The 25,111-nt window shown below is 68.5% G+C and carries 24 protein-coding genes and 1 tRNA gene; 11 read left to right on the top strand and 14 right to left on the bottom strand.

The window, feature by feature from the left end; all coding sequences use genetic code 11:
• Positions 1 to 375 precede the first annotated feature (375 nt).
• Positions 376 to 1,518 carry an acyl-CoA dehydrogenase family protein gene (locus tag AB5J50_RS25685; RefSeq protein ID WP_369260644.1) on the top strand — a complete coding sequence of 381 codons (1,143 nt, stop codon included), beginning with the start codon at positions 376 to 378 and terminating at the stop codon, positions 1,516 to 1,518.
• 126 nt (positions 1,519 to 1,644) lie between these two features.
• Here AB5J50_RS25685 and AB5J50_RS25680 read toward each other — a convergent pair whose 3' ends face one another.
• From AB5J50_RS25680 to AB5J50_RS25665, 4 genes are all read right to left on the bottom strand, one after another.
• On the bottom strand, positions 1,645 to 1,974 hold the full coding sequence (locus AB5J50_RS25680) for a rhodanese-like domain-containing protein (RefSeq protein WP_327435113.1): 330 nt from the start codon (positions 1,972 to 1,974) through the stop codon (positions 1,645 to 1,647).
• Positions 1,975 to 2,151: 177 nt separating this feature from the next.
• Positions 2,152 to 3,078, bottom strand: a complete 927-nt coding sequence (locus AB5J50_RS25675; protein ID WP_369260643.1) for a hypothetical protein — start codon at positions 3,076 to 3,078, stop codon at positions 2,152 to 2,154.
• 96 nt (positions 3,079 to 3,174) lie between these two features.
• Positions 3,175 to 4,542 (bottom strand): DUF2252 domain-containing protein, encoded by a 1,368-nt coding sequence (locus AB5J50_RS25670; protein ID WP_369265513.1) that lies wholly within the window; start codon positions 4,540 to 4,542, stop codon positions 3,175 to 3,177.
• 234 nt (positions 4,543 to 4,776) lie between these two features.
• Positions 4,777 to 5,136, bottom strand: a complete 360-nt coding sequence (locus AB5J50_RS25665) for a winged helix-turn-helix transcriptional regulator (protein ID WP_369260642.1) — start codon at positions 5,134 to 5,136, stop codon at positions 4,777 to 4,779.
• 124 nt (positions 5,137 to 5,260) lie between these two features.
• Between AB5J50_RS25665 and AB5J50_RS25660 the strand changes: the two genes are divergently transcribed.
• Entirely contained in the window at positions 5,261 to 5,914 is a 654-nt protein-coding gene (locus AB5J50_RS25660; protein WP_327430126.1) for an NAD(P)H-dependent oxidoreductase, read from the top strand.
• A gap of 94 nt (positions 5,915 to 6,008) precedes the next feature.
• Here AB5J50_RS25660 and AB5J50_RS25655 read toward each other — a convergent pair whose 3' ends face one another.
• On the bottom strand, positions 6,009 to 6,722 hold the full coding sequence (locus tag AB5J50_RS25655) for a ScbR family autoregulator-binding transcription factor (RefSeq protein ID WP_369260641.1): 714 nt from the start codon (positions 6,720 to 6,722) through the stop codon (positions 6,009 to 6,011).
• Positions 6,723 to 6,958: 236 nt separating this feature from the next.
• Positions 6,959 to 7,041 (bottom strand) — tRNA-Leu (locus AB5J50_RS25650).
• Between the two features lie 515 nt (positions 7,042 to 7,556).
• On the opposite strand from AB5J50_RS25650, the gene AB5J50_RS25645 reads away from it, so the two are divergent.
• From AB5J50_RS25645 to AB5J50_RS25615, 7 genes are all read left to right on the top strand, one after another.
• Positions 7,557 to 8,408, top strand: a complete 852-nt coding sequence (locus AB5J50_RS25645; protein WP_369260640.1) for an FhaA domain-containing protein — start codon at positions 7,557 to 7,559, stop codon at positions 8,406 to 8,408.
• Positions 8,409 to 8,418: 10 nt separating this feature from the next.
• Complete coding sequence (locus AB5J50_RS25640) at positions 8,419 to 8,943, top strand: FHA domain-containing protein (protein WP_369260639.1); 525 nt, start codon at positions 8,419 to 8,421, stop codon at positions 8,941 to 8,943.
• A gap of 98 nt (positions 8,944 to 9,041) precedes the next feature.
• Complete coding sequence (locus AB5J50_RS25635) at positions 9,042 to 10,610, top strand: Stp1/IreP family PP2C-type Ser/Thr phosphatase (RefSeq protein WP_369265512.1); 1,569 nt, start codon at positions 9,042 to 9,044, stop codon at positions 10,608 to 10,610.
• Positions 10,611 to 10,636: 26 nt separating this feature from the next.
• The gene (locus tag AB5J50_RS25630; RefSeq protein WP_327430123.1) at positions 10,637 to 12,085 is read left to right on the top strand and encodes an FtsW/RodA/SpoVE family cell cycle protein; all 1,449 of its coding nucleotides are present in this window, start codon (positions 10,637 to 10,639) and stop codon (positions 12,083 to 12,085) included.
• Complete coding sequence (locus AB5J50_RS25625) at positions 12,082 to 13,560, top strand: penicillin-binding transpeptidase domain-containing protein (protein ID WP_369260638.1); 1,479 nt, start codon at positions 12,082 to 12,084, stop codon at positions 13,558 to 13,560. The genes AB5J50_RS25630 and AB5J50_RS25625 overlap by 4 nt, the downstream gene beginning before the upstream one ends.
• A 170-nt stretch (positions 13,561 to 13,730) precedes the next feature.
• Positions 13,731 to 15,701 carry a Stk1 family PASTA domain-containing Ser/Thr kinase gene (gene pknB, locus AB5J50_RS25620; protein ID WP_369260637.1) on the top strand — a complete coding sequence of 657 codons (1,971 nt, stop codon included), beginning with the start codon at positions 13,731 to 13,733 and terminating at the stop codon, positions 15,699 to 15,701.
• Positions 15,702 to 15,904: 203 nt separating this feature from the next.
• Entirely contained in the window at positions 15,905 to 16,954 is a 1,050-nt protein-coding gene (locus AB5J50_RS25615; RefSeq protein WP_369260636.1) for a restriction endonuclease, read from the top strand.
• A gap of 105 nt (positions 16,955 to 17,059) precedes the next feature.
• Here the strand turns inward: AB5J50_RS25615 and AB5J50_RS25610 are convergent, their stop codons facing one another.
• From AB5J50_RS25610 to AB5J50_RS25585, 6 genes are all read right to left on the bottom strand, one after another.
• A complete protein-coding gene (locus AB5J50_RS25610; RefSeq protein ID WP_369265511.1) occupies positions 17,060 to 17,758 on the bottom strand; it encodes a class E sortase in 699 nt (232 codons plus the stop codon).
• A gap of 112 nt (positions 17,759 to 17,870) precedes the next feature.
• Positions 17,871 to 19,259, bottom strand: a complete 1,389-nt coding sequence (locus AB5J50_RS25605) for a class E sortase (RefSeq protein WP_369260635.1) — start codon at positions 19,257 to 19,259, stop codon at positions 17,871 to 17,873.
• Complete coding sequence (locus AB5J50_RS25600; protein ID WP_327430118.1) at positions 19,256 to 19,894, bottom strand: aminodeoxychorismate/anthranilate synthase component II; 639 nt, start codon at positions 19,892 to 19,894, stop codon at positions 19,256 to 19,258. The genes AB5J50_RS25605 and AB5J50_RS25600 overlap by 4 nt, the downstream gene beginning before the upstream one ends.
• Positions 19,891 to 20,079 carry a hypothetical protein gene (locus AB5J50_RS25595; RefSeq protein ID WP_327435107.1) on the bottom strand — a complete coding sequence of 63 codons (189 nt, stop codon included), beginning with the start codon at positions 20,077 to 20,079 and terminating at the stop codon, positions 19,891 to 19,893. Before AB5J50_RS25595 ends, AB5J50_RS25600 begins: the two co-directional genes overlap by 4 nt.
• Positions 20,080 to 20,125: 46 nt before the next feature.
• Positions 20,126 to 20,824, bottom strand: coding sequence for a class E sortase (locus AB5J50_RS25590; RefSeq protein WP_369260634.1), 699 nt, complete (start codon positions 20,822 to 20,824; stop codon positions 20,126 to 20,128).
• 60 nt (positions 20,825 to 20,884) lie between these two features.
• Positions 20,885 to 21,664: a DUF881 domain-containing protein gene (locus tag AB5J50_RS25585; RefSeq protein ID WP_327430116.1), complete on the bottom strand. Its 780-nt coding sequence runs from the start codon at positions 21,662 to 21,664 to the stop codon at positions 20,885 to 20,887.
• A 142-nt stretch (positions 21,665 to 21,806) separates the two neighbouring features.
• Between AB5J50_RS25585 and crgA the strand changes: the two genes are divergently transcribed.
• On the top strand, positions 21,807 to 22,061 hold the full coding sequence (crgA, locus tag AB5J50_RS25580) for a cell division protein CrgA (RefSeq protein ID WP_099502056.1): 255 nt from the start codon (positions 21,807 to 21,809) through the stop codon (positions 22,059 to 22,061).
• 303 nt (positions 22,062 to 22,364) lie between these two features.
• Here the strand turns inward: crgA and AB5J50_RS25575 are convergent, their stop codons facing one another.
• Together AB5J50_RS25575 and AB5J50_RS25570 are read right to left on the bottom strand one after the other, a co-directional pair.
• Complete coding sequence (locus AB5J50_RS25575) at positions 22,365 to 23,285, bottom strand: rhomboid family intramembrane serine protease (RefSeq protein WP_369265510.1); 921 nt, start codon at positions 23,283 to 23,285, stop codon at positions 22,365 to 22,367.
• 173 nt (positions 23,286 to 23,458) lie between these two features.
• Positions 23,459 to 23,992, bottom strand: a complete 534-nt coding sequence (locus AB5J50_RS25570) for a peptidylprolyl isomerase (RefSeq protein WP_369260633.1) — start codon at positions 23,990 to 23,992, stop codon at positions 23,459 to 23,461.
• A gap of 392 nt (positions 23,993 to 24,384) precedes the next feature.
• Between AB5J50_RS25570 and AB5J50_RS25565 the strand changes: the two genes are divergently transcribed.
• Positions 24,385 to 25,086, top strand: coding sequence for a DUF5324 family protein (locus AB5J50_RS25565; RefSeq protein ID WP_369260632.1), 702 nt, complete (start codon positions 24,385 to 24,387; stop codon positions 25,084 to 25,086).
• The last annotated feature ends 25 nt before the right edge of the window (positions 25,087 to 25,111 follow it).

The raw sequence follows: 25,111 nt of genomic DNA, 5'->3' as shown, positions 1-25,111 counted from the left end.
TGCCGGCCGCCGGGCCGCGGGCACCGTACCGCCACGCCGCACCGCACCGCGACGTTCGCAGGGGCACCGTACTCAGACCCGGCCACCCGGCACAGCCCCAAGGGACACAGCGGTCACACCGGTGCCCACGAGGTTATCCACAGCGGTTGACACCTTACGGCGCTCGGCCGAGCATTGATTTGAGCAAAACGAACGATCGGTTGGTCGGCTGGTGGGGAGTGAGGGGGCGGAGGGGACCGCACGGCGACAGCGGTAGCGCACCGTGGTGAGCGGCGGCCGGCCGTTCCCTTCTTGTAGAACCTGTTCTATCTTGACGCTCCGTCAGATCGGGCGTCCCGCCTGGTTGGTGGGCCGGCGCGTGGGAGGACAGGACCCGTGGACTTCACCTTCACCGAGGAGCAGCAGGCGGCGGTCGAGGCGGCGAAGGCGGTGTTCGCCGGGGTCGCGCCGGACGGGGTGCCCAGCCCCGCGCTCACCGCGGGCGCCGTCGCCGAGGACTTCGACCGGGCCCTGTGGTCGAAGCTCGCCCACACGGACCTGCTGAGCCTGCTGCTCGACGCGGAGTACGGCGGGGCGGGGCTCGACGCGGTCGCGCTGTGCCTGGTGCTGCGCGAATCGGCGAAGGTGCTGGCGCGCGTGCCGCTGCTGGAGAGCTGTGCGGCCGCGGTGGCCGTGCAGACATACGGCGGTGCGGAGTTGAAGGCAGAGCTGCTCGCGCGGGCGGGCCGGGGCGAACTCGTGCTGACCGTCGCCGCCAACGGCCGCACCGGCCACGACCCGGCCGAACTCGCCGTGACCGCACGGCAGGACGGTGAGGACGGTGACGTGTGGGTGCTGGACGGGGTACAGACGGCGGTTCCCTGGGCGCACAACGCCGACTTCACCCTCGTACCCGCGCACACGGAGGCCGGCCGGACCGTCCTCGCGCTCGTGCCCCGCGTCCACGAAGGGGTCGCGCTCGCCGAGCAGTTCTCCACCAGCGGTGAGCGGCTCGGGGAGCTGAGTCTGGAGTCCGCGCGGATCGCCGCCCGGGATGTCATCGACGCGGAGGGGGCGTGGGAGTGGTTGCGCGAGCTGCTGGCCACCGGGACGTGTGCGCTGGCGCTCGGGCTCGGGGAGGGCGTGCTCGGGATGACGAGTGCGTACACCGGCAAGCGGGAGCAGTTCGGGTTCCCGGTCGCCACGTTCCAGGCGGTCGCCGTGCAGGCCGCCGACCGCTATATCGACCTGCGCGCCATGGAGGTGACGCTGTGGCAGGCCGCGTGGCGGATCAGTACGGGGGCGGGGGGTGCGCTTCCGGCGTCCGGGGACGTGGCCGTCGCCAAGATCTGGGCGTCGGAGGGGGTACGGCGGGTCGTGCAGACCGCGCAGCATCTGCACGGTGGGTTCGGTGCCGACACCGACTATCCGCTGCACCGGTACCACGCCTGGGCCAAGCAGCTGGAGCTGTCGCTCGGACCGGCGGCGGCGCATGAGGAGGCGCTGGGGGATCTGCTCGCGGCGCATCCGCTGGGCTGAGCGCCGGGCCGCGCCGCAGCCGACGGGTTCGGGACCGGGCGGCGGCGCCGAGCCCACGCCAGAACGTCGGCTCGCGCACGCCTTCACCGCCGGGTGCCGCCGGTGGTCACGGGGACCCGGACCTGCCTACAGCACGAAGCCCGGCTGGCCCTTGTCGTCCACGACCGGGCGGCCGGCGGCTGCCCAGATCTGCATGCCGCCGTCGACGTTCACGGCGTCGATACCCTGCTGGACCAGGTACTGCGTGACCTGGGCGGAACGGCCACCGGAGCGGCAGATCACGTTGACCCGGCCGTCCTGCGGGGCCGCCTCGGTCAACTCGCCGTAGCGGGCGACGAACTCACTGATGGGGATGTGCAGCGCCCCTGCGGCATGGCCTGCCTCCCACTCGTCGTCCTCCCGGACGTCCAGCAGGAAGTCTCCGTCCGCGAGATCTCCGACCTCAACCGTGGGCACACCAACTCCGAAACTCATACCTCCGACGCTACCTGACCGCGCCGACGACCTGATCCCTTTCCTCCCCTTCAGCGAGACAGGGGGGCCAGGAAGATCAATGGGGCCAGGGAGATCGGGAAGACCGGGAAGATCAGTGGGATCGGGAAGGCCAGGAAGACCGGGAAAAGCCGGAGAAGGTCAGGGAGCCTGGTCGGCGATCAGTTCCGCCAGTTCGGCCTCGCGCTCCTCGACCTGGGCCAGCAGCTGTTCGGCGATCTCCTCCAGCAGGCGGTCCGGGTCGTCCGGGGCCAGCTTGAGCATCGCGCCGATGGCGCTCTCCTCCAGTTCGTGGGCGACGAAGGCGAGCATCTCCTTGCGCTGGGCAAGCCATTCGAGGCGGGCGTAGAGCTCCTCGCTGCGGCTCGGCTTCCACTCCTGGGGGACGGGACCCGCGGCCCACTCCTCGGAGAGCTCCCGCAGCAGCGCCTCGTCGCCCCGGCCGTACGCGGTGTTCACCCGGGCGATGAACTCGTCGCGCCGCTTGCGCTCGTCCTCGTCCTGCGCCAGGTCGGGGTGGGCCTTGCGCACCAGCTCGCGGTAGAGCTTGCGGGCCTCCTCGCTGGGGCGCACGCGCTGCGGGGGCCGTACGGGCCGGTCGGTGAGCATCGCCACAGCCTCGGGGAACAGGCCCTCCGAGTCCATCCAGCCGTGGAACAGCTCCTCGACGCCGGGCATGGGCATGACTCGGGCCCGCGCCTCGTCCGCCTTGCGTATGTCCTCCGGGTCGCCGGTTCGTGCGGCGCGCGCTTCGGCGATCCCGGCGTCCAGCTCGTCGAGGCGGGAGTACATCGGCCCGAGCTTCTGGTGGTGCAACCGCGAGAAGTTCTCGACCTCGACCCGGAAGGTCTCCACCGCGATCTCGAACTCGATCAACGCCTGCTCAGCCGCCCGCACGGCCCGCTCGAGCCGCTCCTCGGGCCGGGCCTCCCCTTCGGTACCGGTCTGCTCGACCGGTGGCTGCTCGGGAGTCGGGTCCGCGGTCTCGGCCTCCCCGGCACCGGACCGCTCCCGCGGCTCCTCGGCGGCGGGCTCGGGCTCGGTCTGCTCGGCTTCGGGCGTCGTCACGCGACCAGCGTAAGACACGGCCCCAACGCCTCGGTCGGGTCCGCCCCCTACCCCCCCCCCTCCCTCCCCCTTCCCTCCCGCCCGGCCTCCCCCTACTCAGACCCCCATCTCCCCCTCGATCCGCCCGCTCCGCACCGCCTCCACCAGCTCCGCGTGATCCGCCTCCGTCCGGTCCGCGTACGCCACGGCGAACGTCGCGACGGCCTCGTCCAGTTCCTCGTTCTTGCCGCAGTAGCCGGCGATGAGGCGGGGGTCGGCGCTGTGGGCGTGGGCGCGGGCGAGGAGGGCGCCGGTCATGCGGGCGTAGTCGTCTATCTGGTCGGCGGCGAGGGCGGCGGGGTCGACGCTGCCCTTGCGGTTGCGGAACTGGCGTACCTGGAAGGGGCGGCCGTCGACCGTGGTCCAGCCCAGCAGGATGTCGCTGACGACCTGCATGCGCTTCTGGCCGAGGACCACACGGCGGCCCTCGTGCTGCACCTCGGGTATCGCGTGCCCGGCCGTCGCCAGGTGCGGGAGCAGCGCCGAGGCGCGGGCCTCCTTCACCTGGAGGACGAGGGGTTCGCCGCGGTGGTCCAGGAGCAGCACGACGTAGGAGCGGGTGCCCACGCTGCCGGTGCCGACGACACGGAAGGCGACGTCGTGCACCGCGTACCGGGCGAGGAGCGGGAGGCGGTCCTCGGAGAGCGTCGTCAGGTACTGCTCCAGGGACGCGGCGACCGCGGCCGCCTCCGCGTCGGGTACCCGGCGCAGCACCGGCGGCGCGTCCACGAACCGGCGGCCGCCGCCGTCCACCGCCTGCGTCGACTTCGCGGCGAAGCGTCCGCTGGTGTTGGCCCGCGCCTTCTCCGAGACCCGCTCCAGGGTGCCGAGCAGATCGTGGGCGTCGGTGTGCGAGACGAGTTCCTCGTCGGCGATCGCGTTCCACGCGTCCAGTACCGGCAGCTTGGCCAGCAGGCGCATGGTGCGGCGGTAGGAGCCCACGGTGTCGTGCGCGGCGGCCCGGCACGTGTCCTCGTCCGCCCCGGCCTCGCGGCCCGCGAGCACCAGCGAGGTGGCGAGCCGCTTCAGGTCCCACTCCCAGGGGCCGTGGACCGTCTCGTCGAAGTCGTTCAGATCGATGACGAGGCCGCCGCGCGCGTCCCCGTACAGGCCGAAGTTCGCCGCGTGCGCGTCACCGCATATCTGGGCGCCGATGCCGGTCACGGGGGTGCGTGCGAGGTCGTACGCCATGAGGCCTGCCGAACCGCGCAGGAACGCGAAGGGGGTGGCCGCCATCCTGCCGACCCGTATCGGGGTGAGTTCGGGGATACGGCCGAGGTTGGACTCCTGGACCGCGGTCACGGCGTCCGGCCGGCCGGTGTCCGCCGTCAGTTCGGCGTGCGCCTCGCGCGGCACCGGCCCGCGCAGCGCCTTCCCCTCTTCTTTGGGCGATCCCTGCGCGGGCCACGCGGCGAATCCCGGCACCGCGAATCGCCGTACCCCCAAAGCCGTGGGCTCCTGCTGCTGGTCCTGCCGCGTCTGCTGCGCCGGAACCGCTGTACCGAGCTCGGTCACTCCGACCGCCTCCCCCGTGCACGAACATCAACTCGTGCTGACCGTACAGCCGGTCGCCGAAACGCGTCAGACCCTGTGGACAACTCGACGGCAGAGCCTGTGGACAACTCCGCCGTCACAGAAGGACAGCCACCGCTTCCGGGGCTACCCCGGGCACTGCCCGCTCTCCGGCAGATACCTCTCCGCCCACGACCCCAGCTCCTTGAGCGCGGGTTCCAGTGCGGCTCCCGCCTCCGTCAGGCGGTACGACACCCGCAGCGGGGGGCCTTCGTCGACTTCGCGCACGACCAGGCCTGCCGCGCCGAGTTCGGTGAGCCGGTCCGAGAGCATCCGTTCGCTGATGCCGGGGATCGCTCTGCGCAGTTCGGCGAAGTGGACGGGGCGTTGCAGCAGGACGGCCACGACCAGGCCTGTCCAGCGCTTTCCGAGCAGTTGGAACACCCGCGCCATGCCGTCGTCGACCTTCTGGCACGCGCCTGCGTCGTGGCTTCCCCGTTCCGGCATGGGTCCAGGGTACTGGGTCCACGTAGGGAGATGAAAAAAAGTAAGTAGCTGTGTTATCTATAGTCCAGTACGAAAGGGAAGCTCATCCCCGGGCTCCCGCAGCACCTCTTATCTGGAGAACCCCATGGCCACCCTCCTCCACATCGACTCCTCCGTGTTCCCGGGCTCCGCCTCCACCTCCCGCGCGGTGACGGACGCCTTCCGCAAGGCCTGGGAGGAGCAGCACCCGGAGGGCACGGTGATCTACCGCGACCTCGCCACGAACCCCGTGCCGCACATCAACGCCGACGCCCACACCGCCGGTTTCGCCGCTCCGGACACCCACACCCCGGAGCAGGCCGCCGCCTTCGCCGAGCGCGTACGGCTCATCGAGGAGCTGGAGCGGGCGGACGCGATCCTGATCGGCGCGCCCATGTACAACTTCGCGATCCCCTCGACCCTCAAGGCGTGGCTGGACAACGTGCTCCTCATCGGCCGCACCGCCATGACCGAGGAGTCGAAGGTGAAGGGCACCCCGGTCACCGTCGTCGCCAGCCGCGGCGGCTCCTACGCGCCGGGCACCCCGCGCGAGCCCTACGAGTACGTGCAGAACTACCTGGAGGCCATCCTGCGCGACACGCTCGCCCTGGACCTCGACTTCATCGTCCCGGAGCTCACGATGGCGCCGCACAACCCGGCGATGTCCGAGCTGATCCCCCTCTTCGAGGCCTCCCGCACCAAGGCCCTCGACGACGCGGCCGCCAAGGCCAAGGAGCTCGCCGAGCGCCTCGCGGCGTAACCGCTCCCCGCCGGGCGGGGTGCGTGTGCGTCATGAAGGACCTCGGGCGCAACAGGGTCCAGGTCAGGCCGGCAAGCCGCCGCGCCACAAGGCGTCACACGGTGCCGGTGGCCCCGGTGACAGTGATGTGGCGTTGTGGGCGGGCCGCGTCGGCGGCCCCGGAACCGCTTCGGCCAGGCGTCACTCGACGGCTCCGCGCTCGGGGGCGACGACGATCCGTGCCCGTCGCCTCCAGTGTGGCGATGCCGGGCAGCAGCAGCTGCCACATGTCACAGGTGCGGTCCATGAGATCGGCCCGCCCGGTCAGCAGCTGCGAGTACAGCTGGATTCCGGTGCAGGCTCCGACCACGAAGTGCGCGACCGTCCGGGGGAGGACGCCGTCGCGCAGGTCTCCCTCGGCCCTGGCCGTCTCCAGATGGCCGGTCATGATCTGCTTCCAGTCCTCGAAGGAGGTCACGTCGCTCATGCCGAAACGGCCCTGCTCGACGGCCAGGCGGACGCCGGCACGCAGCATGGGGTCGATCTGCAGGCGGTGGGCCCACACGAGGGTGATGTCGACCAGCCGCTGCAGTCCTTCGGAGTGCAGTCGCGGCTCGATGGCCTGCGGCTGGGAGTTCATCACGGCTTCGGCCAGGGCCTGCTTGGACTCGAAGTGGAAGTACAGGGCTCCCAGCGTCAGCCCGGCGCGCCTGACGATGCTGGAGACACTCGCGCCGTCGTAGCCGTTCTCGTCGCACACCTCGGCGGCTGCCCGCAGGATCTGATTGCGGGTGCGGACCGCTCGCTCCTGCTTGAGATCCATGGTCATCCACTTCCTCGACAAAAAGCAGGGAAACCCGCGCCCGTATCGCCCAGCGTTCCCCGGCAGTTGCTCCCGGCCGGCCCCACCGGGTCGCACACCTCGGCGCACGGCACTGACACGCACCGACGACGAAGGCCCCGACCGTGAGATACCTCACCGTCGGGGCCGCCCGTACGAACTGCGAACAACGAGAAACGGGCCCCGCCAGGACTTTCGTCTCTGGTGGGACCCGTTCCCTCTTGTGCGCGAGGGGGGAGTTGAACCCCCACGCCCTTGCGGGCACTGGAACCTGAATCCAGCGCGTCTGCCATTCCGCCACTCGCGCATTTGCTGTGTCGTCCGTCTCTCACCAAGTGGTGCGAGCGCCTGCCGACATCGAGAAGATTAGCACGCTGCCAGGGGTGGAATCACATCCCTTTCCACCACCCCCACACCCACCCCGCGGGTGCTCCCGCGCAGGCCACCTCCCCCGTACCGGCCCCGGCGCCCGCCGCACGTCTCAGCCAGAACCGGTTCACGTATCAACCTCGTACCGGTCCAGCGCATCTCCCCAGAAGCCGGACGGGCCGCACAGTCAGGTGCGGGACACTGGTCGTGGGGCGCCTCTACGATCCATGGCAGGAGTAGTGCCGGGACGAGTTCGAAGAGGTGTCCCGGAGGGAACCTCGGGAGGGGACTTCGGAAGCCGTCGACAACCGTCGACCGGGCCGACAGGGGGAACCAGCCGATTTCCCGACGCGTGGATACGATCAGTAAGCAGTACGAGCAAGACCAGCGGGATCAGGAAGACGAAGACGACAGCAAGCTGTACCAGGACGGCTACGAAGGAGGAGGTGCCCCATGGGAGTCCTGAAGAAGTTCGAGCAGCGTCTCGAAGGTCTGGTCAACGGCACCTTCGCCAAGGTGTTCAAGTCCGAGGTCCAGCCGGTGGAGATCGCGGGAGCGCTCCAGCGGGAGTGCGACAACAACGCGACCATCTGGAACCGCGAGCGGACCGTCGTCCCCAATGACTTCATCGTGGAGCTGAGCGCACCGGACTTCGAGCGCCTCAGCCCCTACTCCGGCCAGCTCGGCGACGAACTCGCCGGCATGGTGCGCGACTACGCCAAGCAGCAGCGCTACACCTTCATGGGCCCCATCAAGGTCCACCTGGAGAAGGCCGACGACCTCGACACCGGCCTGTACCGGGTACGCAGCCGTACGCTCGCGTCCTCCAGCAACCAGCAGGCTCCCGAGCGCGCCCCCGCGGGCCCCGCCCCGGCAGCCCCGCGCGGCCAGGGCCAGGGTGGCTACGGCTACCCGCCCGCGGCCGCTCCCCCCATGCCGTCCGCGCCGCCGCCCGGCGGCCGCCCCGGACCCGCGCCCATGGGCCAGCGGCCCGCCGCGGCAGCGGGCGCACAGCCCGGCACCCGCATGCGGCACTGGATCGAGATCAACGGCACCCGCCATCAGATCTCACGCCCGACGCTGGTGCTGGGCCGCAGCACCGAAGCCGACGTGCGGATCGACGACCCCGGCGTATCCCGCCGGCACTGTGAGATCCGGACCGGAACGCCCTCGACGATCCAGGATCTCGGGTCCACCAACGGCATCGTGGTGGACGGGCAGCACACCACCCGCGCTACGCTCCGCGACGGCTCGCGGATCGTCGTGGGCAGCACCACCATCATTTACCGGCAAGCCGAAGGGTGAAGCGGGGGCAATGTCAGAGCTGACCCTCACGGTCATGCGGCTGGGTTTCCTGGCCGTACTGTGGCTGTTCGTGATCGTGGCCGTGCAGGTCATCCGCAGCGACCTGTTCGGAACGCGCGTCACACAGCGCGGCTCGCGCCGGGACGCCTCCAGGCAGCAGCCGGCAGCGCGCCAGTCCGCGCCGCCGCAGCAGCGCCAGCAGGCCGCACCCAGCGGCGGCGGCGGCCGGCAACGCCGCGGCGCCCCCACCAAACTGGTCGTCTCCGAAGGCACCCTCACGGGTACGACGGTGGCACTCCAGGGGCAGACCATCACACTCGGCCGCGCCCACGACAGCACCATCGTCCTGGACGACGACTACGCGTCCAGCCGCCATGCCAGGATCTACCCGGACCGGGACGGCCAGTGGATCGTCGAAGACCTCGGCTCCACCAACGGCACGTATCTCGACCGGAGCCGGCTGACGACTCCCACGCCCATTCCGCTGGGCGCGCCGATCCGCATCGGCAAGACCGTCATCGAGCTGCGGAAGTAGTGCTACGTCATGAATGAGCGCGAGCGGAGCGAGCACGCAGCGGCGGTCCACACGACGGACCCCGGCGCGCTCCCGACCGGAGGGTGGGCACCGTGCGGATGTACCCGGAGCCGACGGGCGAGGTGCGCATGAGTCTGTCACTGCGCTTCGCCGCCGGATCGCACAAAGGCATGATCCGCGAGGGCAACGAGGACTCCGGCTACGCCGGTCCCCGTCTGCTCGCGATCGCCGACGGGATGGGCGGCCAGGCCGCCGGTGAGGTCGCCAGCTCCGAGGTGATCTCCACGATCGTCGCGCTCGACGACGACGTGCCCGGCTCCGACATCCTCACCTCGCTCGGCACCGCCGTGCAGCGCGCCAACGACCAGCTGCGCATGATGGTCGAGGAAGACCCCCAGCTCGAAGGCATGGGCACCACGCTCACCGCCCTGCTGTGGACCGGCCAGCGCCTCGGCCTCGTCCACGTCGGCGACTCCCGCGCCTACCTGCTGCGTGACGGCGTACTGACGCAGATCACCCAGGACCACACCTGGGTGCAGCGCCTCGTCGACGAGGGACGCATCACCGAAGAGGAAGCCACCACCCACCCGCAGAGGTCCCTCCTCATGCGCGCGCTGGGCAGCGGCGACCACGTCGAGCCCGACCTCTCCATCCGCGAAGTCCGCGCCGGCGACCGCTACTTGATCTGCTCCGACGGCCTCAGCGGCGTCGTCTCCCACCAGACGATGGAAGACACCCTCGCCAGCTACCAGGGCCCGCAGGAGACCGTGCAGGAGCTCATCCAGCTCGCGCTGCGCGGCGGCGGCCCCGACAACATCACCGTCATCGTCGCCGACGTCCTCGACATCGACTCCGGAGACACCCTCGCCGGGCAGCTCTCCGACACCCCCGTCGTCGTCGGCGCGGTCGCCGAGAACCAGCTCCAGCTGCACGACAACGGCGCCATGCAGACGCCCGCGGGCCGCGCCTCCCACCTCGGCCGCCCGGTGCCCGGACAGGGCGGCGGCGAGTTCGGCCCGCCCGGCAGCGGCGACACCACCGGCTACGTACCCACCGGCGGCTTCGGCGACTACTCCGACGAGGACTTCGTCAAGCCGCGCGCCGGACGCAAGTGGCTGAAGAGAACCCTCTACATCACCCTCGCGCTCGCCGTGATCGGCGGCGGCCTGTACGGCGGCTACCGCTGGACCCAGACGCAGTACTACGTCGGCACCAAGGGCGAACACGTCGCGCTGTACCGGGGCATCAGCCAGGACCTGGCCTGGGTCTCGCTCTCGCAGGTGGAGAAGGACCACCCCGAGATCGAACTCAAGTACCTGCCGCCCTACCAGCAGAAGCAGGTCAAGGCGACCATCGCCGAAGGCGGCCTCAGCGACGCCACCTCCAAGATCGACGAACTCGCCGTGCAGGCCTCCGCGTGCAAGAAGGACGCCCAGCGCCGCGCCGCCGAGACCGAGAACAACTCCAAGACCGGCGAGGGCGAGGCCGGCGGAACCACGGGAACCACTCAGACCTCCCTGACGTCCAAGGCCACGTCCAGCCCGAGCCCGACCCCCACGAGCTCGGCACCGTCGTCCTCCAAGTCCACGACCGCACCCACTCCCACACCCGGCCCCAGCCTCTCCACCGAAGAGCAGAAGCTGGTCTCGCTGTGCGGTAAGCAGTAAGCAGCCGTGAGGGGCCCTGTCACACGATGAGCAGTAGTACGAACACGCCGACGCACCACACGTCCACGATCGGTTCGATCGGCGCACCGAGCCGGCGCAACACCGAGCTGGCACTGCTGGTGTTCGCCGTCGTCATCCCGGTCTTCGCCTACGCCAACGTGGGCCTGGCCATCGACGACAAGGTGCCCACCGGCCTGCTGAGCTACGGCCTGGGCCTCGGCCTGCTGGCCGGCGTCGCCCACCTCGTCGTACGGAAGTTCGCCCCGTACGCGGACCCGCTGCTGCTGCCGCTGGCCACGCTCCTCAACGGGCTCGGCCTGGTGGTCATCTGGCGGCTCGACCAGTCCAAACTGCTCCAGTCGATCGGCCAGGCAGGCAGCGCCGCGCCGCGCCAACTGATGTACACCGCGCTGGCCATCGCCCTGTTCGCCGTCGTGCTGATCTTCCTCAAGGACCACCGCGTCCTGCAGCGCTACACCTACATCTCCATGGTCGGCGCACTGTTCCTGCTGCTGCTCCCGCTGGTCCCCGGCCTCGGCGCCGACATCACCTACGGCGCCAAGATCTGGATCTCGGTCGCCGGATTCTCCATCCAGCCCGGCGAGTTCGCGAAGATCGTCCTGGCGGTCTTCTTCGCCGGCTACCTGATGGTCAAGCGCGACGCGCTCGCCCTCGCCAGCCGCCGCTTCATGGGCCTGTACCTGCCACGCGGCCGCGACCTCGGCCCGATCATCGTCGTCTGGATGATCTCGATCCTCATCCTGGTCTTCGAGACCGACCTCGGTACATCGCTGCTGTTCTTCGGAATGTTCATCATCATGCTGTACGTCGCCACCGAGCGGACCAGCTGGATCGTCTTCGGTCTGCTGATGTCCGCGGCCGGCGCGGTCGGCGTGGCGAGCTTCGAACCGCACGTCCAGACGCGTGTACAGGCCTGGCTCGACCCGATGCACGAATACCTGCTCAGCCAGTCCGGGGTCAACGACGGCGTCGTCCACTCCGAGCAGGCCATGCAGGCCCTGTGGGCCTTCGGCTCCGGCGGCACCCTCGGCACCGGCCTCGGCCAGGGCCACTCCGAACTCATCCGGTTCGCCGCCAACTCCGACTTCATCCTCGCCACCTTCGGCGAGGAGCTGGGCCTGGCCGGCGTCATGGCGATCCTGCTGATCTACGGCCTGATCGTGGAGCGCGGCATCCGCACCGCCCTCGCCGCCCGCGACCCGTTCGGCAAGCTCCTCGCCGTCGGCCTGTCCGGCGCCTTCGGACTCCAGGTCTTCGTCGTCGCCGGCGGCGTCATGGGCCTGATCCCGCTGACCGGTATGACCATGCCGTTCCTCGCCTCCGGCGGTTCCTCCGTCATCGCCAACTGGGCCCTGATCGCCATCCTGATCCGCATCAGCGACACCGCGCGCCGCCCGGCACCCGCTCCCGCCCCCAACCCCGACGCCGAGATGACCCAGGTGGTCCGCCCGTGAACAAGCCCCTGCGCCGGATCGCCATCTTCTGCGGGCTCCTCGTCCTCGCCCTGCTCATCCGCGACAACTGGCTCCAGTACGTCAAGGCCGACGAACTGCGCACCGACACGGCCAACCGCCGCGTGAACATCGAGCGGTACGCCACCCCGCGCGGCGACATCATCGTCGACGGCAACCCGATCACCGGGTCCGTCAAGTCCAAGACAGGCGACTACGAGTACAAGCGCACCTACAAGGACGGCGCGATGTGGGCGCCCGTCACCGGGTACGCCTCACAGGCCTTCGACGCCAGCCAGCTCGAGAAGATCGAGGACGGCATCCTCACCGGCAACGACGACCGGCTCTTCTTCCGCAACACCCTCGACATGATCACCGGCAAGAAGAAGCAGGGCGGCAACGTCGTCACCACCCTCAACGCCGCCGCGCAGAAGGCCGCCTTCGAGGGCCTGGGCGACAAGAAGGGCGCCGTCGCCGCGATCGACCCGTCCACCGGCGCGATCCTGGCGCTGGCCTCCACCCCGTCGTACGACCCGTCGACGTTCGCCGGGAACTCCACGTCGACGGACGCCAAGGCCTGGAACAAGCTCCAGAAGAAGAACAACGCCGACGACCCGATGCTCAACCGGGCGCTGCGCGAGACCTACCCGCCGGGCTCCACCTTCAAGGTCGTCACCGCGGCCGCCGCCCTGGAGAACGGGCTGGTCCCCGACGCGGACACCAACACCACCTCGCCGGACCCGTGGACCATGCCGGGCACCACCACCGTGCTGCCCAACGAGGGCAACCTCCCCTGCAAGAACGCCACCCTGCGCACCGCCCTCCGGGTCTCCTGCAACAGCGTCTTCGGCAAGATCGGCTCGGACCTCGGCAACGACAAGATGCTGGAAGAGGCCAAGAAGTTCGGCTTCGGCTCCGAGCAGTTCACCCCGGTCCGCTCCAACGCGTCGGTCTTCTCCGACAACATGAACAAGTCGCAGACCGCGCTGTCCTCGATCGGCCAGTACAACACCGCCGCGACCCCGCTCCAGATGGCCATGGTCGCCTCCGCCGTCGCCAACGACGGCACGCTGATGAAGCCCTACATGGTCGACAAGCTCCAGGCCCCGAGCCTGGACGTCATCTCGCAGACCGAGCCCCAGAAGCTGAGCCAGCCGCTCTCCGAGAAGAACGCCCAGATCCTCCAGTCGATGATGGAGACGGTCGTCAAGAGCGGCACCGGCAAGAACGCCCAGATCAACGAGGGCGGCGTCACCGTCGGCGGCAAGACCGGCACCGCCCAGCACGGCGTCGACAACAGCGAGAAGCCGTACGCCTGGTTCATCTCGTACGCCAAGCTCAGCGACAACAGCTCGCCGGTCGCCGTGGCCGTCGTCGTCGAGGACGGCAGCGCCAACCGTGACGACATCTCCGGCGGCGGTCTCGCCGCCCCCATCGCAAGGGACGTGATGAAGGCAGTCATCGACAGCAAGAAGTGACCCCGCTCACGTCCCCTTCACATCGGTGCACGTTGCGATACCGGTCCTGTCACGGGTGACGGTCTTGGCCAGGTCACAGAAGGCGAGCCGGGTACGGTATGCCCGGACGGCACACCGCCGGACCACACAAAGGTGCGGTCGGGACCGACGGAGAGGGCTGGTAGGTAGCTATGGAAGAGCCGCGTCGCCTCGGCGGCCGGTACGAGCTGGGCCACGTGCTCGGCCGTGGTGGCATGGCCGAGGTCTACCTCGCGCATGACACCCGGCTCGGCCGTCAGGTGGCGGTGAAGACGCTGCGGGCCGACCTCGCACGCGACCCGTCGTTCCAGGCCCGCTTCCGCCGGGAGGCCCAGTCGGCCGCCTCGCTCAACCATCCCGCGATCGTCGCCGTGTACGACACGGGTGAGGACTACATCGACGGGACCTCCATCCCGTACATCGTGATGGAGTACGTCGACGGGTCCACGCTGCGCGAGCTGCTGCACTCAGGGCGCAAACTGCTGCCCGAGCGCACGCTGGAGATGACCATCGGGATCCTCCAGGCCCTGGAGTACTCCCACCGCGCCGGCATCGTCCACCGCGACATCAAGCCGGCCAACGTCATGCTGACGCGCAACGGCCAGGTCAAGGTCATGGACTTCGGCATCGCCCGCGCGATGGGCGACGTCGGCATGACCATGACGCAGACGGCCGCCGTCATCGGCACGGCGCAGTACCTCTCGCCGGAGCAGGCGAAGGGCGAGCAGGTGGACGCGCGAAGCGACCTCTACTCGACCGGCTGCCTCCTGTACGAGCTCCTGACGGTCCGCCCGCCGTTCATCGGGGACTCCCCGGTCGCGGTGGCGTACCAGCACGTACGTGAGGAGCCGCAGCCCCCGTCCGTCTTCGACCCCGAGATCACGCCTGAGATGGACGCGATCGTCCTGAAGGCCCTGGTCAAGGACCCGGACTACCGCTACCAGTCCGCCGACGAGATGCGCGCCGACATCGAGGCCTGCCTCGACGGCCAGCCCGTCGCGGCCACCGCCGCCATGGGCTCCGTCGGCTACGGCGGCTACCCCGACGACCAGCCGACGACCGCCCTGCGCTCCACGGACGCCCAGGCCACGTCCATGCTCCCCCCGATGAACCCGGACGACGGCGGCTACGGCTACGACGACCGCCCCGACCGCCGCCGCCAGAAGAAGTCGAACACCTCGACGATCCTCCTGGTCGTGGCAGGCGTCCTCGTCCTCGTCGGCGCGATCCTGATCGGCAAGTGGGCGTTCAGCGGCAAGAACGCGGGCAACGACACGTTCAAGGCCCCCAACTTCGTGAGCCAGACGTACGACGAGGCCAAGAAGATGGCGGAGAACCGCGATCTGACACTCGTGCGCAAGAACAAGGCCTGCGAGGAGGAGCCCAAGGGCAACGTCTGCTCGCAGGATCCGACGGCGGGCACGTTGGTGAAGAAGGGCGACACGATCAATCTGGTGGTGTCGACCGGGGCGCCGAAGGTGGTCGTACCCAACGTCACCGGCAAGACCCTGGACGAGGCCACGTCGATCCTCGGGGCCGACAAGTACCAGTTCAGGATCAAGACGAAGTACGAGGAATCCACGGAGACCGAGAACCTCGTCCTGAAGCAGAACCCGGAGCTCGGCGCGGAGGTGCAGAAGGGATCGACGATCACCCTCACCGTCGCCAAGAAGAAGCAGCAGGTCACGGTCCCCGACGTCACCGGCAAGACCTGTGACGAGGCCACGGCACAGATGACGGCCAGCAAGCTCGTCGCCTCGTGCACCGAGGTGGAGACCGACGACGCCAACCTCGTCGGCAAGGTCATCCAGACCTCCCCGCAGGCCAACGCTCAGGCCGACCCCGGCTCCACGGTCACGATCCAGATCGGCAAGGCCAAGGCGCAGGTCGCCGTGCCGACTGTGGCGGGCGGGAGCCTCAAGGACGCCAAGAAGGCCATCGAGGCCGCGGGCCTGACCGTCGGCAACATCAGCGGCTCCCAGGACGACAACGCCATCGTCATCAGCACGGACCCGCAGGCCGGCACTCCGGTCAACCCGGGCACCGTGATCAACCTGACCGCGGCGGGCGGCAACGGCAACAACAATGGCGGCACCAACATCTTCGGCGGCACCACCGGCTGAAGCCCCGCCTGAACACGACTGTGCCCCGCCCGGAACTCTCCGGGCGGGGCACAGCTCGTTCAGCGCGCCGCCCTGACCAATACGACCTTCTGTACGAGATTCGACCGTATCTTCCTACTTCCCGACTCGTTGAAGGCATGGGGCGGGGAAGCACAGCTCTGCCCCGGCCACACGGCCACGACACGAGCAAAAAGGGGCAGTACATGATCGCCGAAGCGGCTCTGCTGGAATCGAAGACTCTGCGGGACAGCGTGCTGCAACGCACGGAAGTACTCGACAAGGTCAAAGCACTGTCGCTGCTGCCGGACGGCATGCATGTGACTACGGCTATGGTCGCGGCGTACTTCGAAGTCGCCGATACTGTGATCAACAACTTGCTCAGTCGACACAGGCAGGAGCTGGAGTCCAACGGCTTGCGGGTGTTGCGGGGCTCTGAGCTGCTGGAATTTAAGGAACTCAACTTGAGTTCCTATCCGGGAAGTTATCCACAGCCCCGATCAAGCCTCGCCATCTGGTCCCGTCGAGCCGTCCTCAACGTCGCCATGCTCCTGCGCGACAGCGACGTCGCCCGCCAGGTCCGCACCTACCTCCTCGACATGGAGTACCTGGCGCGCACTCACCCAGTCGACACCCAGGCCTCCGGCACGAGCCGCACCCTCGATGACCGCATCGACCAGCGCATCACCCACATCCTCGGCAAGACCGTCGTCCCCATGTTCAACGCCCTGATCGAAACCTCGGGCGAACACCGTCGGGAACTCATCGCCCTCCGTGAGGATGTCCAACGGATCGAGCAGCGGCTGTGCGACCACGACACCCGCATCACCGATCTCGAACTCACTCGTGGTCCGCGCCCGTACACCGGAATCATGGCCTCCATCGACGCCATGAACTGGCGGGAGTTCGAGCACCACGTCGCCGTCCTGCTGCGCCGCGACGGCTGTACGGACGTCATCGTGCACGGCGGCCCGGGCGACCGGGGAGTGGATGTCACCGCGCGCGCCGCCGACGGCCGCTCAGTCGTCGCGCAGTGCAAGAGCTTCGCGCCCTACCGCCCGGTGTGGAGCGGCGAACTGCAGAAGTTCCTCGGCGCTTCACACGTCCAGCACGCGGCTGACGTGGCGCTCTTCGTCGCCACGACATCATTCACGCCCGACGCGCGTGCCATCGCGGAGAGCTACGGCGTCACCCTCGTGGACCGTGCCCACCTGGAGAAGTGGAGCGCGGGAGTTCCACTGTCCGTCCTCCAGTAGGCGTCCCCGGACACAACCGAAAGAGCCCGAAGCCGCAAGAGCAAGTTGCGGCTTCGGGCCTTCTGCATCGTAGGTGACTGAGTTGCTTGCAGTAACTCAGTCACCTCAGCGCAGTTCCTTCGGCGGCGTCCGGTCGCTGTCCACCTTGTCCACGCGCTCCAGCTCCCCCCACACCACATACCGGTACCGGGACGTGTACACCGGCGTGCAGGTCGTCAGGGTGATGTAGTGGCCCGGCTTCTTCTTGCCGGACTGCTTGGGGACCTGCTGGAGGACCTTGACGTTGTACTTCGAGGTCTCCGGGAGGATGTCGTAGACCTTGTAGACGTACCACTTGTCCTTGGTCTCGAAGACGATCGGGTCGCCCTTTTTGATCTTGTCGATGTTGTGGAACTTGGCGCCGTGGCCGTCGCGGTGGGCGGCGAGGGTGAAGTTGCCGTCCTTGCCGGTGGTCGGGAGCGCGGCCTTGACCGGGTCGGTGTAGTAGCCGGCGACGCCGTCGTTGAGGACCTTCGTCGAGGTGCCCTTCTTGACGAGGACCTCGCCGTTCTTCATCGCCGGGACATGCAGGAAGCCAATGCCGTCCTTGGTGTCCAGAGCACCCGGACCACCCTTGTCCTGCGCCCAGTTGTCGCGGACCTTGTCACCCTGCTTGTCCGCCACACGGTCCGCGACGACGTTCGTCCACCACAGGGAGTAGACGACGAACAGGCCGAGCACCAGACCCGCGGTGATGAGCAGTTCACCAAAGACGCTGACCACCATCGCGACGCGGCCGGAACCACGACGTCGCGATGCGGACACCCCGGCGTCGGTGTCGGCTCCGGATCCGGATTCGGCGCGCTCGTCGTGGTCGGTCCTCGCTGCCACTGTGCATCTGCCCCGTCTGGTCTGTCTCAGGTTGTCTCACGTGCTCTCAGCTGACGAGCGCGTCCGGCTTGCCCTTGCTGCGCGGCCGGTCCTCAACCATCTTGCCCCAGACGATCATCCGGTACTTGCTGGTGAATTCCGGCGTACAGGTGGTCAGTGTGATGTAGCGGCCCGGCTGGGTGAAAGTCGAACCCTTCGGTATCGGGTCGAGCACACTCGTATTGCTCGGCTTCGTCACCGGCAGGATCGACGTCATCTCGTAGACGTAGTAATCGTCCTGCGTCTCGACCACGATCTTGTCGCCCGGCTTCAGCCGGTTGATGTACCGGAACGGCTCCCCGTGCGTGTTGCGGTGCCCCGCGAGCCCGAAGTTGCCCGTCTTGGCATCCGGCATCGCCGTCTTGGTGGCGCCCTCGCCGTAGTGGCCGACCATCCCGCGGTCGAGCACCTTCGTCTTGCTCGTGCCCTCGGCGATCGGCGTGACCACGTCCAGCTTCGGGATGTGCAGGATCGCGAAGCCCTGCCCCGGCGCGAAGGTCCCGGGGCTCCGCTTGCCGCTCGCCCAGTCCTGCTGAAGGTGGTGCGCGGCACTGCCCGCCTGCTGATGCGCCCGCACATTCGACCACCACAACTGGTAGGTCACGAACAGCAGCATCAGTACCCCGGTGGTGATGAACACCTCGCCGATCACCCGGCTCGCGATGACACCCGCACTGGGCTTGCGCGCCCGCGCCGCCCGCCGGGCCTCCATCCGGCTCAGAGGCGCCTCAGCGCCCTCAGCGGCCTTCTCCGCCGACTCCTGGGACCCTTGGGACTCCTGGGGCTCCTGAGCGCCCCCACGCCGCCCCTGACGCCTTGCCGCCTTCCGCCGCGCCGCACGGCCGCCAGACGCCGCTGTGGGCCCGTTCTCAGCTATTCGTGGCGCGTCCGGGATCCGCAGCGCCACCGTCTCGTCGTCCAACGGCAAGGGCGCGACGACCGGTTCCTCGTACGGAGCGGCGACCGGCTCCTGGTACGGAACCGCCACCGGCTCCTCGTACGGCGGGGAGTACGTCTCCCCGTACGACGGCGGAGACGGCCGCAGCGGTTGCTGCACCTGCTGCGGTTGCTGCACCTGCTGCGGTTGCTGCACCTGCTGCGGCTGTTGAACCTGCTGCATTTGCTGCGGTTGCTGGACCTGCTGCCGTTGCTGCTGCTGTGCAGGCTCCTGCCCCGCGTACCAGTCGGCCGCGTACCCCTCCGGGTCGTACCACTCCTCCGGCTGCCCCGCCGGCCGTTGCCCCGGCACCGGCAAAGGGTCCGTCAGCGGATCCGCGAGCCCCCCGACCGCCGCCTCAAAAGCGCCCGCACCCGCACCCTCGAACGCGTCAGCGCCCCCGTACGCGGCCTCGCCGCCATAGGGGGAGCTGTCGCGCTCGGGGCGCAGCGCGGTCACGCCGTGGCCCTGCCCACCACCGGGGCGAGCCCCGCCGACCTCGCCACGGCCACCTTGTCGCCGCACTCCAGCAGCCAGTTCGCCAGCATCCGGTGGCCATGCTCGGTCAGCACCGACTCCGGATGGAACTGCACGCCCTCGACCGGGAGTTCACGATGCCGCAGCCCCATGATGATCCCGTCGTGCGTACGGGCCGTGACCTCCAGCTCGGCCGGGACCGTCTCCGGCTCGGCCGCCAGTGAGTGGTAGCGCGTCGCGGTGAAGGGGGACGGCAGGCCCGCGAAGACCCCCTTGCCCCCGTGCTCGACCAGCGAGGTCTTGCCGTGCAGCAACTCGGGCGCACGATCCACGACACCGCCGTACGCCACCTGCATCGACTGCATACCGAGGCAGACACCGAAGACGGGCACACCGGTCGCGGCACAGTGCCGGACCATGTCGATACAGACCCCGGCCTGCTCAGGAGCGCCCGGACCCGGCGACAGAAGCACCCCGTCGAAGCCGTCCTGGGCGTGCGCCGTCGACACCTCGTCGTTGCGCAGCACCTCGCACTCGGCGCCCAGCTGATACAGGTACTGAACCAGGTTGAAGACGAAGCTGTCGTAGTTGTCGACGACGAGAATCCGCGTGCTCACTGGTTGTCCACCGTCACATCGTTGAAGGGAAGCAGCGGTTCGGCCCACGGGAAGACGTACTGGAAGAGCACGTAGACCACCGCGAGGACCAGTACGAGTGAGATCAGCGCCCTCACCCATACATTCCCCGGCAGATGCCGCCAGATCCAGCCGTACATGCCGTCCCTTCCGTCGCACCACGGCATCGGAGCCACATCCCACACCACCGGACTCACGCCGTACTGCACCAGACTAACGGCGCAGAGCCTCCGGTTTCCCTGCCTCCACAGGCTGCGTGGAATCAAGGTGAGCCCAGACGATCAACCGGTGGCTGTGTCCCCATTCCGGGTCGCACGTGGTCAGCGTGAGATAGCGCCCCGGACGCGTGTACCCGGACTTACGTGGCACAGGGTTGATCACCTCAATGTCCGAGGGCAGCGTTTTGTAAGGGCCTTTGTCGATCCGATACGTGAACCAGGTCGTCCCGTCGGTCAGCACCACCGCGTCGCCACGCCGCAGCTCGGGAAAATCCTTGAACGGATCGCCGTACGTACGCCGGTGGCCCGCGACCGAGAAGTTCCCCGTCTGCCCGAGCTGAGCCGTCCCCCTGTAGTGGCCGAGCCCCTTCTTGAGGACGCTCGTGGCGGTGCCTTCGAGCACGGGCTTGTTCCACGTGAAACCAAGCCGCGGGATGTACATCACCGCGAACGGCTTGCCGTACTTGTACGGCGCGGGCGCCTTCGGACTCGCCGTGGCCGGGGCACCCGAGGGCGCCTGCGTCTTCTGGGCCAGCGCACCCTTCGACCACTGCTTCTGGAGCACATCGATCTGGTGGTCCATCGCACTGTCGGCCTTCACACCGGTCCAGAACAGCACATAGACCACGAAGAGCACGATCAGAGCACCCACGGTGATGCACAGCTCACTGATCGTCCTGACGACCACTCGCACCGACACAAGGTCCCCCCGGCGGCAGCTGCTCCACAGGCTTCGCGTACTACGCCGCCGGCACTACCCCACCGGCTTCGCGTAGTGGAGATCCACTGTGCCCGAGTAGCCGGGAAGAGTCACCGTCCCGTCCTCCTCGACTTTCCAGCCGAGCCCGTAGACGTTGACGTACACCATGTAGTTCTGGATCGCCGGAGAGGCCGCGAGCGCCTTCTGGAGCTTCTGCGGGTCACCGACGGCCGTGATCTTGTACGGGGGCGAGTAGACGCGCCCCTGGAGGATCAGGGTGTTGCCGACGCAGCGCACCGCGCTCGTGGAGATCAGCCGCTGGTCCATCACCTTGATGCCCTTGGCACCGCCCTGCCACAGGGCGTTCACCACCGCTTGCAGATCCTGCTGGTGGATGACCAGGTAGTCGGGCTGCGGCTCGGGATAGCCGGGCAGCTTGGCCGTCGCGTTCGGCGGAGCGTCGTTGAGCGTGACCGTGACGGCCTCGCCCTTGAGCTTCTGGGTGCCCGCGTTCTTCTCCAGCGCGGCGAGTTTGGCGTCCTCCGCCTTGCTGCTGCCGTCCTCACGACCGGCCAGCGCATCCACGTCGTCACGCAGGGCACCATTGGAATCATCCAGCGTCGCGTTCTTGTGGCTGCGCTCCTGGATCAGGTCGGAGAGCTTCAGCAAGGACGTATCCGTACGGATATTGGTGCCCTTGGCCGTATTGAAGCTGGTGAAGAAAATAAGGCCGGCGAGAGCGAAGACGGCCGCGGTGAGTACCCGTACGGGCCGGAAACGGCGTTTACCGGCAGGACTGGATCCCGTCCCGGGGGAGTCGGCAGAATTGCTCAACGTACCCTTATCTCCTTCGGCGCCGCGGAAGCACTACGCTAACGGACGCCCGGGGGAGCACTCAGTGTCCCCTTGTACGCTGCCCCGGAGCCCGCCCCAGTTCCCTGCGCGGCCACGCAGCGCATCGACAGGAGAGACCCTCGTGCCGAAGTCACGTATCCGCAAGAAGGCCGACTACACGCCGCCCCCGGCGAAGCAGGCGACCAACATCAAGCTGACCAGCCGCGGCTGGGTCGCACCGGTCATGCTGGCCATGTTCCTGATCGGCCTCGCCTGGATCGTCATCTTCTACGTGACAGACGGATCCCTGCCGATCGACGCCCTCGACAACTGGAACATCGTGGTCGGCTTCGGCTTCATCGCGGCGGGATTCGGCGTCTCCACGCAGTGGAAGTAGCGCCTCGGAGCAGCTCTGACGTAGCTCTGCCCAGGGCTATCCACTGAGTTATCCACAGCTGTTGTCCACAGAGGTGGAAAAGAAAGACGATCTGTGGATAACTCAGTTGAGGTTGACGCCGGTACGACTGACCTACCGGCATCCGGAAGCCTGTTCGCCCCCTGCCTGACCTGGGAAAACCAGGATCAGTGACAGGGGGCACAGCTGTTCCCGCACAGCGTGCACAAGATCCGCCACGATCTGTGGACAACATCGGTCCACAGGTGAGCTGAGCTCCCTCTCAGGTGAGCTGTGCTCAGCCTCTCAGGTGAGCTGAGCGGTTCTCACCAGCGTGGTGACCAGCACGACGGCCAGGACCAGGGTGGACACCCCGTACTGGATCAGCGCCCTGCGCTCGCGCGGCGCGTGGACCATGGCGTAGCCGACGACGACGCCGGCGACGAGGCCGCCGATGTGGGCCTGCCAGGCGATGTTGAATGCCGGGTTGAAGGTGAAGACCAGGTTGATCACCAGCAGGGCGATCACCGGGCGCAGGTCGTAGTTGAGACGGCGCATGAGGACGGCGGTCGCGCCGAAGAGGCCGAAGATGGCGCCGGAGGCGCCGAGCGACGGCTGGTTCGGGGCGGCGAGGAGGTAGCTGAGCGCGCTGCCCGCGAGGCCCGAGACGAAGTAGAGCGTGAGGTAGCGGGCGCGGCCGAGGGCCGCTTCGAGGGGGCCGCCGATCCACCACAGGCTGAGCATGTTGAACAGGATGTGGATGTAGTTGTGGGCGTCGTGCAGGAACATCGCCGTCGCCAGTCGGTACCACTGGCCTTCGGCGACGCCCTCGATCGAGCCGAGGATCGGGACGTACGCGCGGCCGATGAGGTCGAAGCGGTGCGTGAAGCGGTCGCCCATCGACATCTGGACGAGGAAGACGGCGAGGTTGATGCCGATCAGGATCTTGGTGACGCGCCGGGGGTCCGCGGCGACCGTGCCGCCGGCGATGGTGCGGGGCTGGGTGGCCGTCGGCGCGTGCCCGGTGCCGGAGCCACTGCGTACGCATTCGGGGCACTGGAAGCCGACGGAGGCGCTGACCATGCACTCGGGGCAGATGGGGCGCTCGCAGCGGGTGCAGCGGATGCCGGTCTCGCGGTCCGGGTGCCGGTAGCAGGTGGGCAGGCTCTGAGCGCCCTGCGGTCCCTGATCCCGCGGGCCCTGCGGGCTGCCTGGCGCCTGGTCCATGGGGTCGTCCATGGGTTCCCCTCAATCTCCGTATGACGGCTCGCACGCGGGCACACAGGGTCCGTGTGCGCAACGCACCGCCCCGTCCATCCTTACGGATGAACGGGGCGTTTGGTTCCCTGCGGGAGCCTTCGGACTCGGTGGTGCCGAGCCCCGGGGCGTGCCGTTGGGGCTCAGCCTTCGCGGGTCTCGACGACGACCGATTCGATGACGACGTCGTTGACCGGGCGGTCGGTGCGGGGGTTGGTCTGGGTGCCGGCGATGGCGTCCACGACCTTCTGGCTGGCCGGGTTGGTGACCTCGCCGAAGATGGTGTGCTTGCGGGTCAGCCAGGCCGTCGGGGAGACGGTGATGAAGAACTGGGAGCCGTTGGTGCCCGGGCCGGCGTTGGCCATGGCCAGCAGGTAGGACCTGTCGAAGGCGAGGTCCGGGTGGAATTCGTCCTCGAACTGGTAGCCGGGGCCGCCGGTGCCGTTGCCCAGGGGGTCGCCGCCCTGGATCATGAATCCGCTGATCACCCGGTGGAAGACCGTGCCGTCGTAGAGCTTGTCCGTGGACTTCACACCCGTCGCGGGGTTGACCCACTCACGCTCGCCCTGGGCGAGCTCGACGAAGTTCCGGACCGTCTTGGGCGCGTGGTTCGGCAGGAGCCGGATTTCGATGTCGCCTTGGTTGGTCTTCAGGGTGGCGTAGAGCTGCTCAGCCACGATCTGCCTTCCGTTGCCTTCTTTGACTTCCCGATCCTCGCACGGACGGGGCGGCGCGTCGCCCGGCCGCCACCTCTGGGCGGATATCCGTGCGTCTGGCTTGCAGAAATCCGGTCGAGTGGCCTCGCGACGGGGGCGCGCGGCGGGGATCCGTGGCATTGTCGACGACAAGCTCCTGTTGCCCCGTATTAAGCCGCTATTGCACTTGATCGACACTTGATCGAGTCCCGTTCTGAAGTCACCCGGAGTCAGTACCCGTGACCCGGATGCCCGCCCTCACATGCCCCGGACCTTTTGGGCGGGCATGATCCCGATAAGGGTGGAAAGGTGAACTGTGTGTCTTTGGGGGCACCTCAGACCCCCGACGTACGCCACCGAGGAGGAGGAAACCCGTGACCCGCATCGACAGCGTGCGCGCCGCGACCGGCTCGGCGAAGGACAGCGTGCTGCACGCCGCGGAAGTGGTGGCGCCTTACGCCGACACGGCCATGGACAGGGCTTCGTACTATGCGCAAGAGGCGCGCGTACGGCTTGCGCCGAAGGTGTCGCAGGCCGCCGAACAGGCCCGCGTGCAGTACGACGTCCATCTCGCGCCGCGCCTTGAGCAGGCCCGTACGCATGTGCCGCCGAAGGTCGACCAGGCGGCTCATGAGGCCGCCGTCCGTACCCGCAAGGCGGCTCGTCAGGCCGCTGACTATTCCAAGCCGAAGATCGAGCAGGCGGTGGCCGCGGCCCAGCCGGTTCGGGACGAGGCCGCGTCCCGCGGTGTGGCGGCGCTGGCCGCGTTGCGCGGTCAGGTCTCGCCGGAGGAGATCCAGAAGCTGGTCCGTAAGCACGAGCGGCGGGCGAAGGCCGGCCGTCTCGCCAAGGGGCTGGCTGTGCTGGGGGTTCTGGCGGGTGCTGCGTTCGCCGCCTGGAAGTGGTGGGACAAGCAGGCCAACCCTGACTGGCTGGTCGAGCCTCCCGCCGCGACCGAGGTGCCCGAGTCCGGTCGTCTGTCGTCGGTCGACGGCAGCGGCCAGTCGGAACTGGACCCCGAGGTCCAGGCCAAGGAGGCCGAGGAGCGGGCGGCGGACCGCGACGACCGCCATTGAGGCGACGACCGTCGCTGAGCTCGGC

The sequence above is a fragment of the Streptomyces sp. R35 genome, assembly GCF_041053035.1.
GTDB lineage: Bacteria > Actinomycetota > Actinomycetes > Streptomycetales > Streptomycetaceae > Streptomyces > Streptomyces lutosisoli.
The sequence above is the reverse complement of the archived record's forward strand: the minus strand, read 5'-3'. Positions and strand labels throughout refer to the sequence as shown.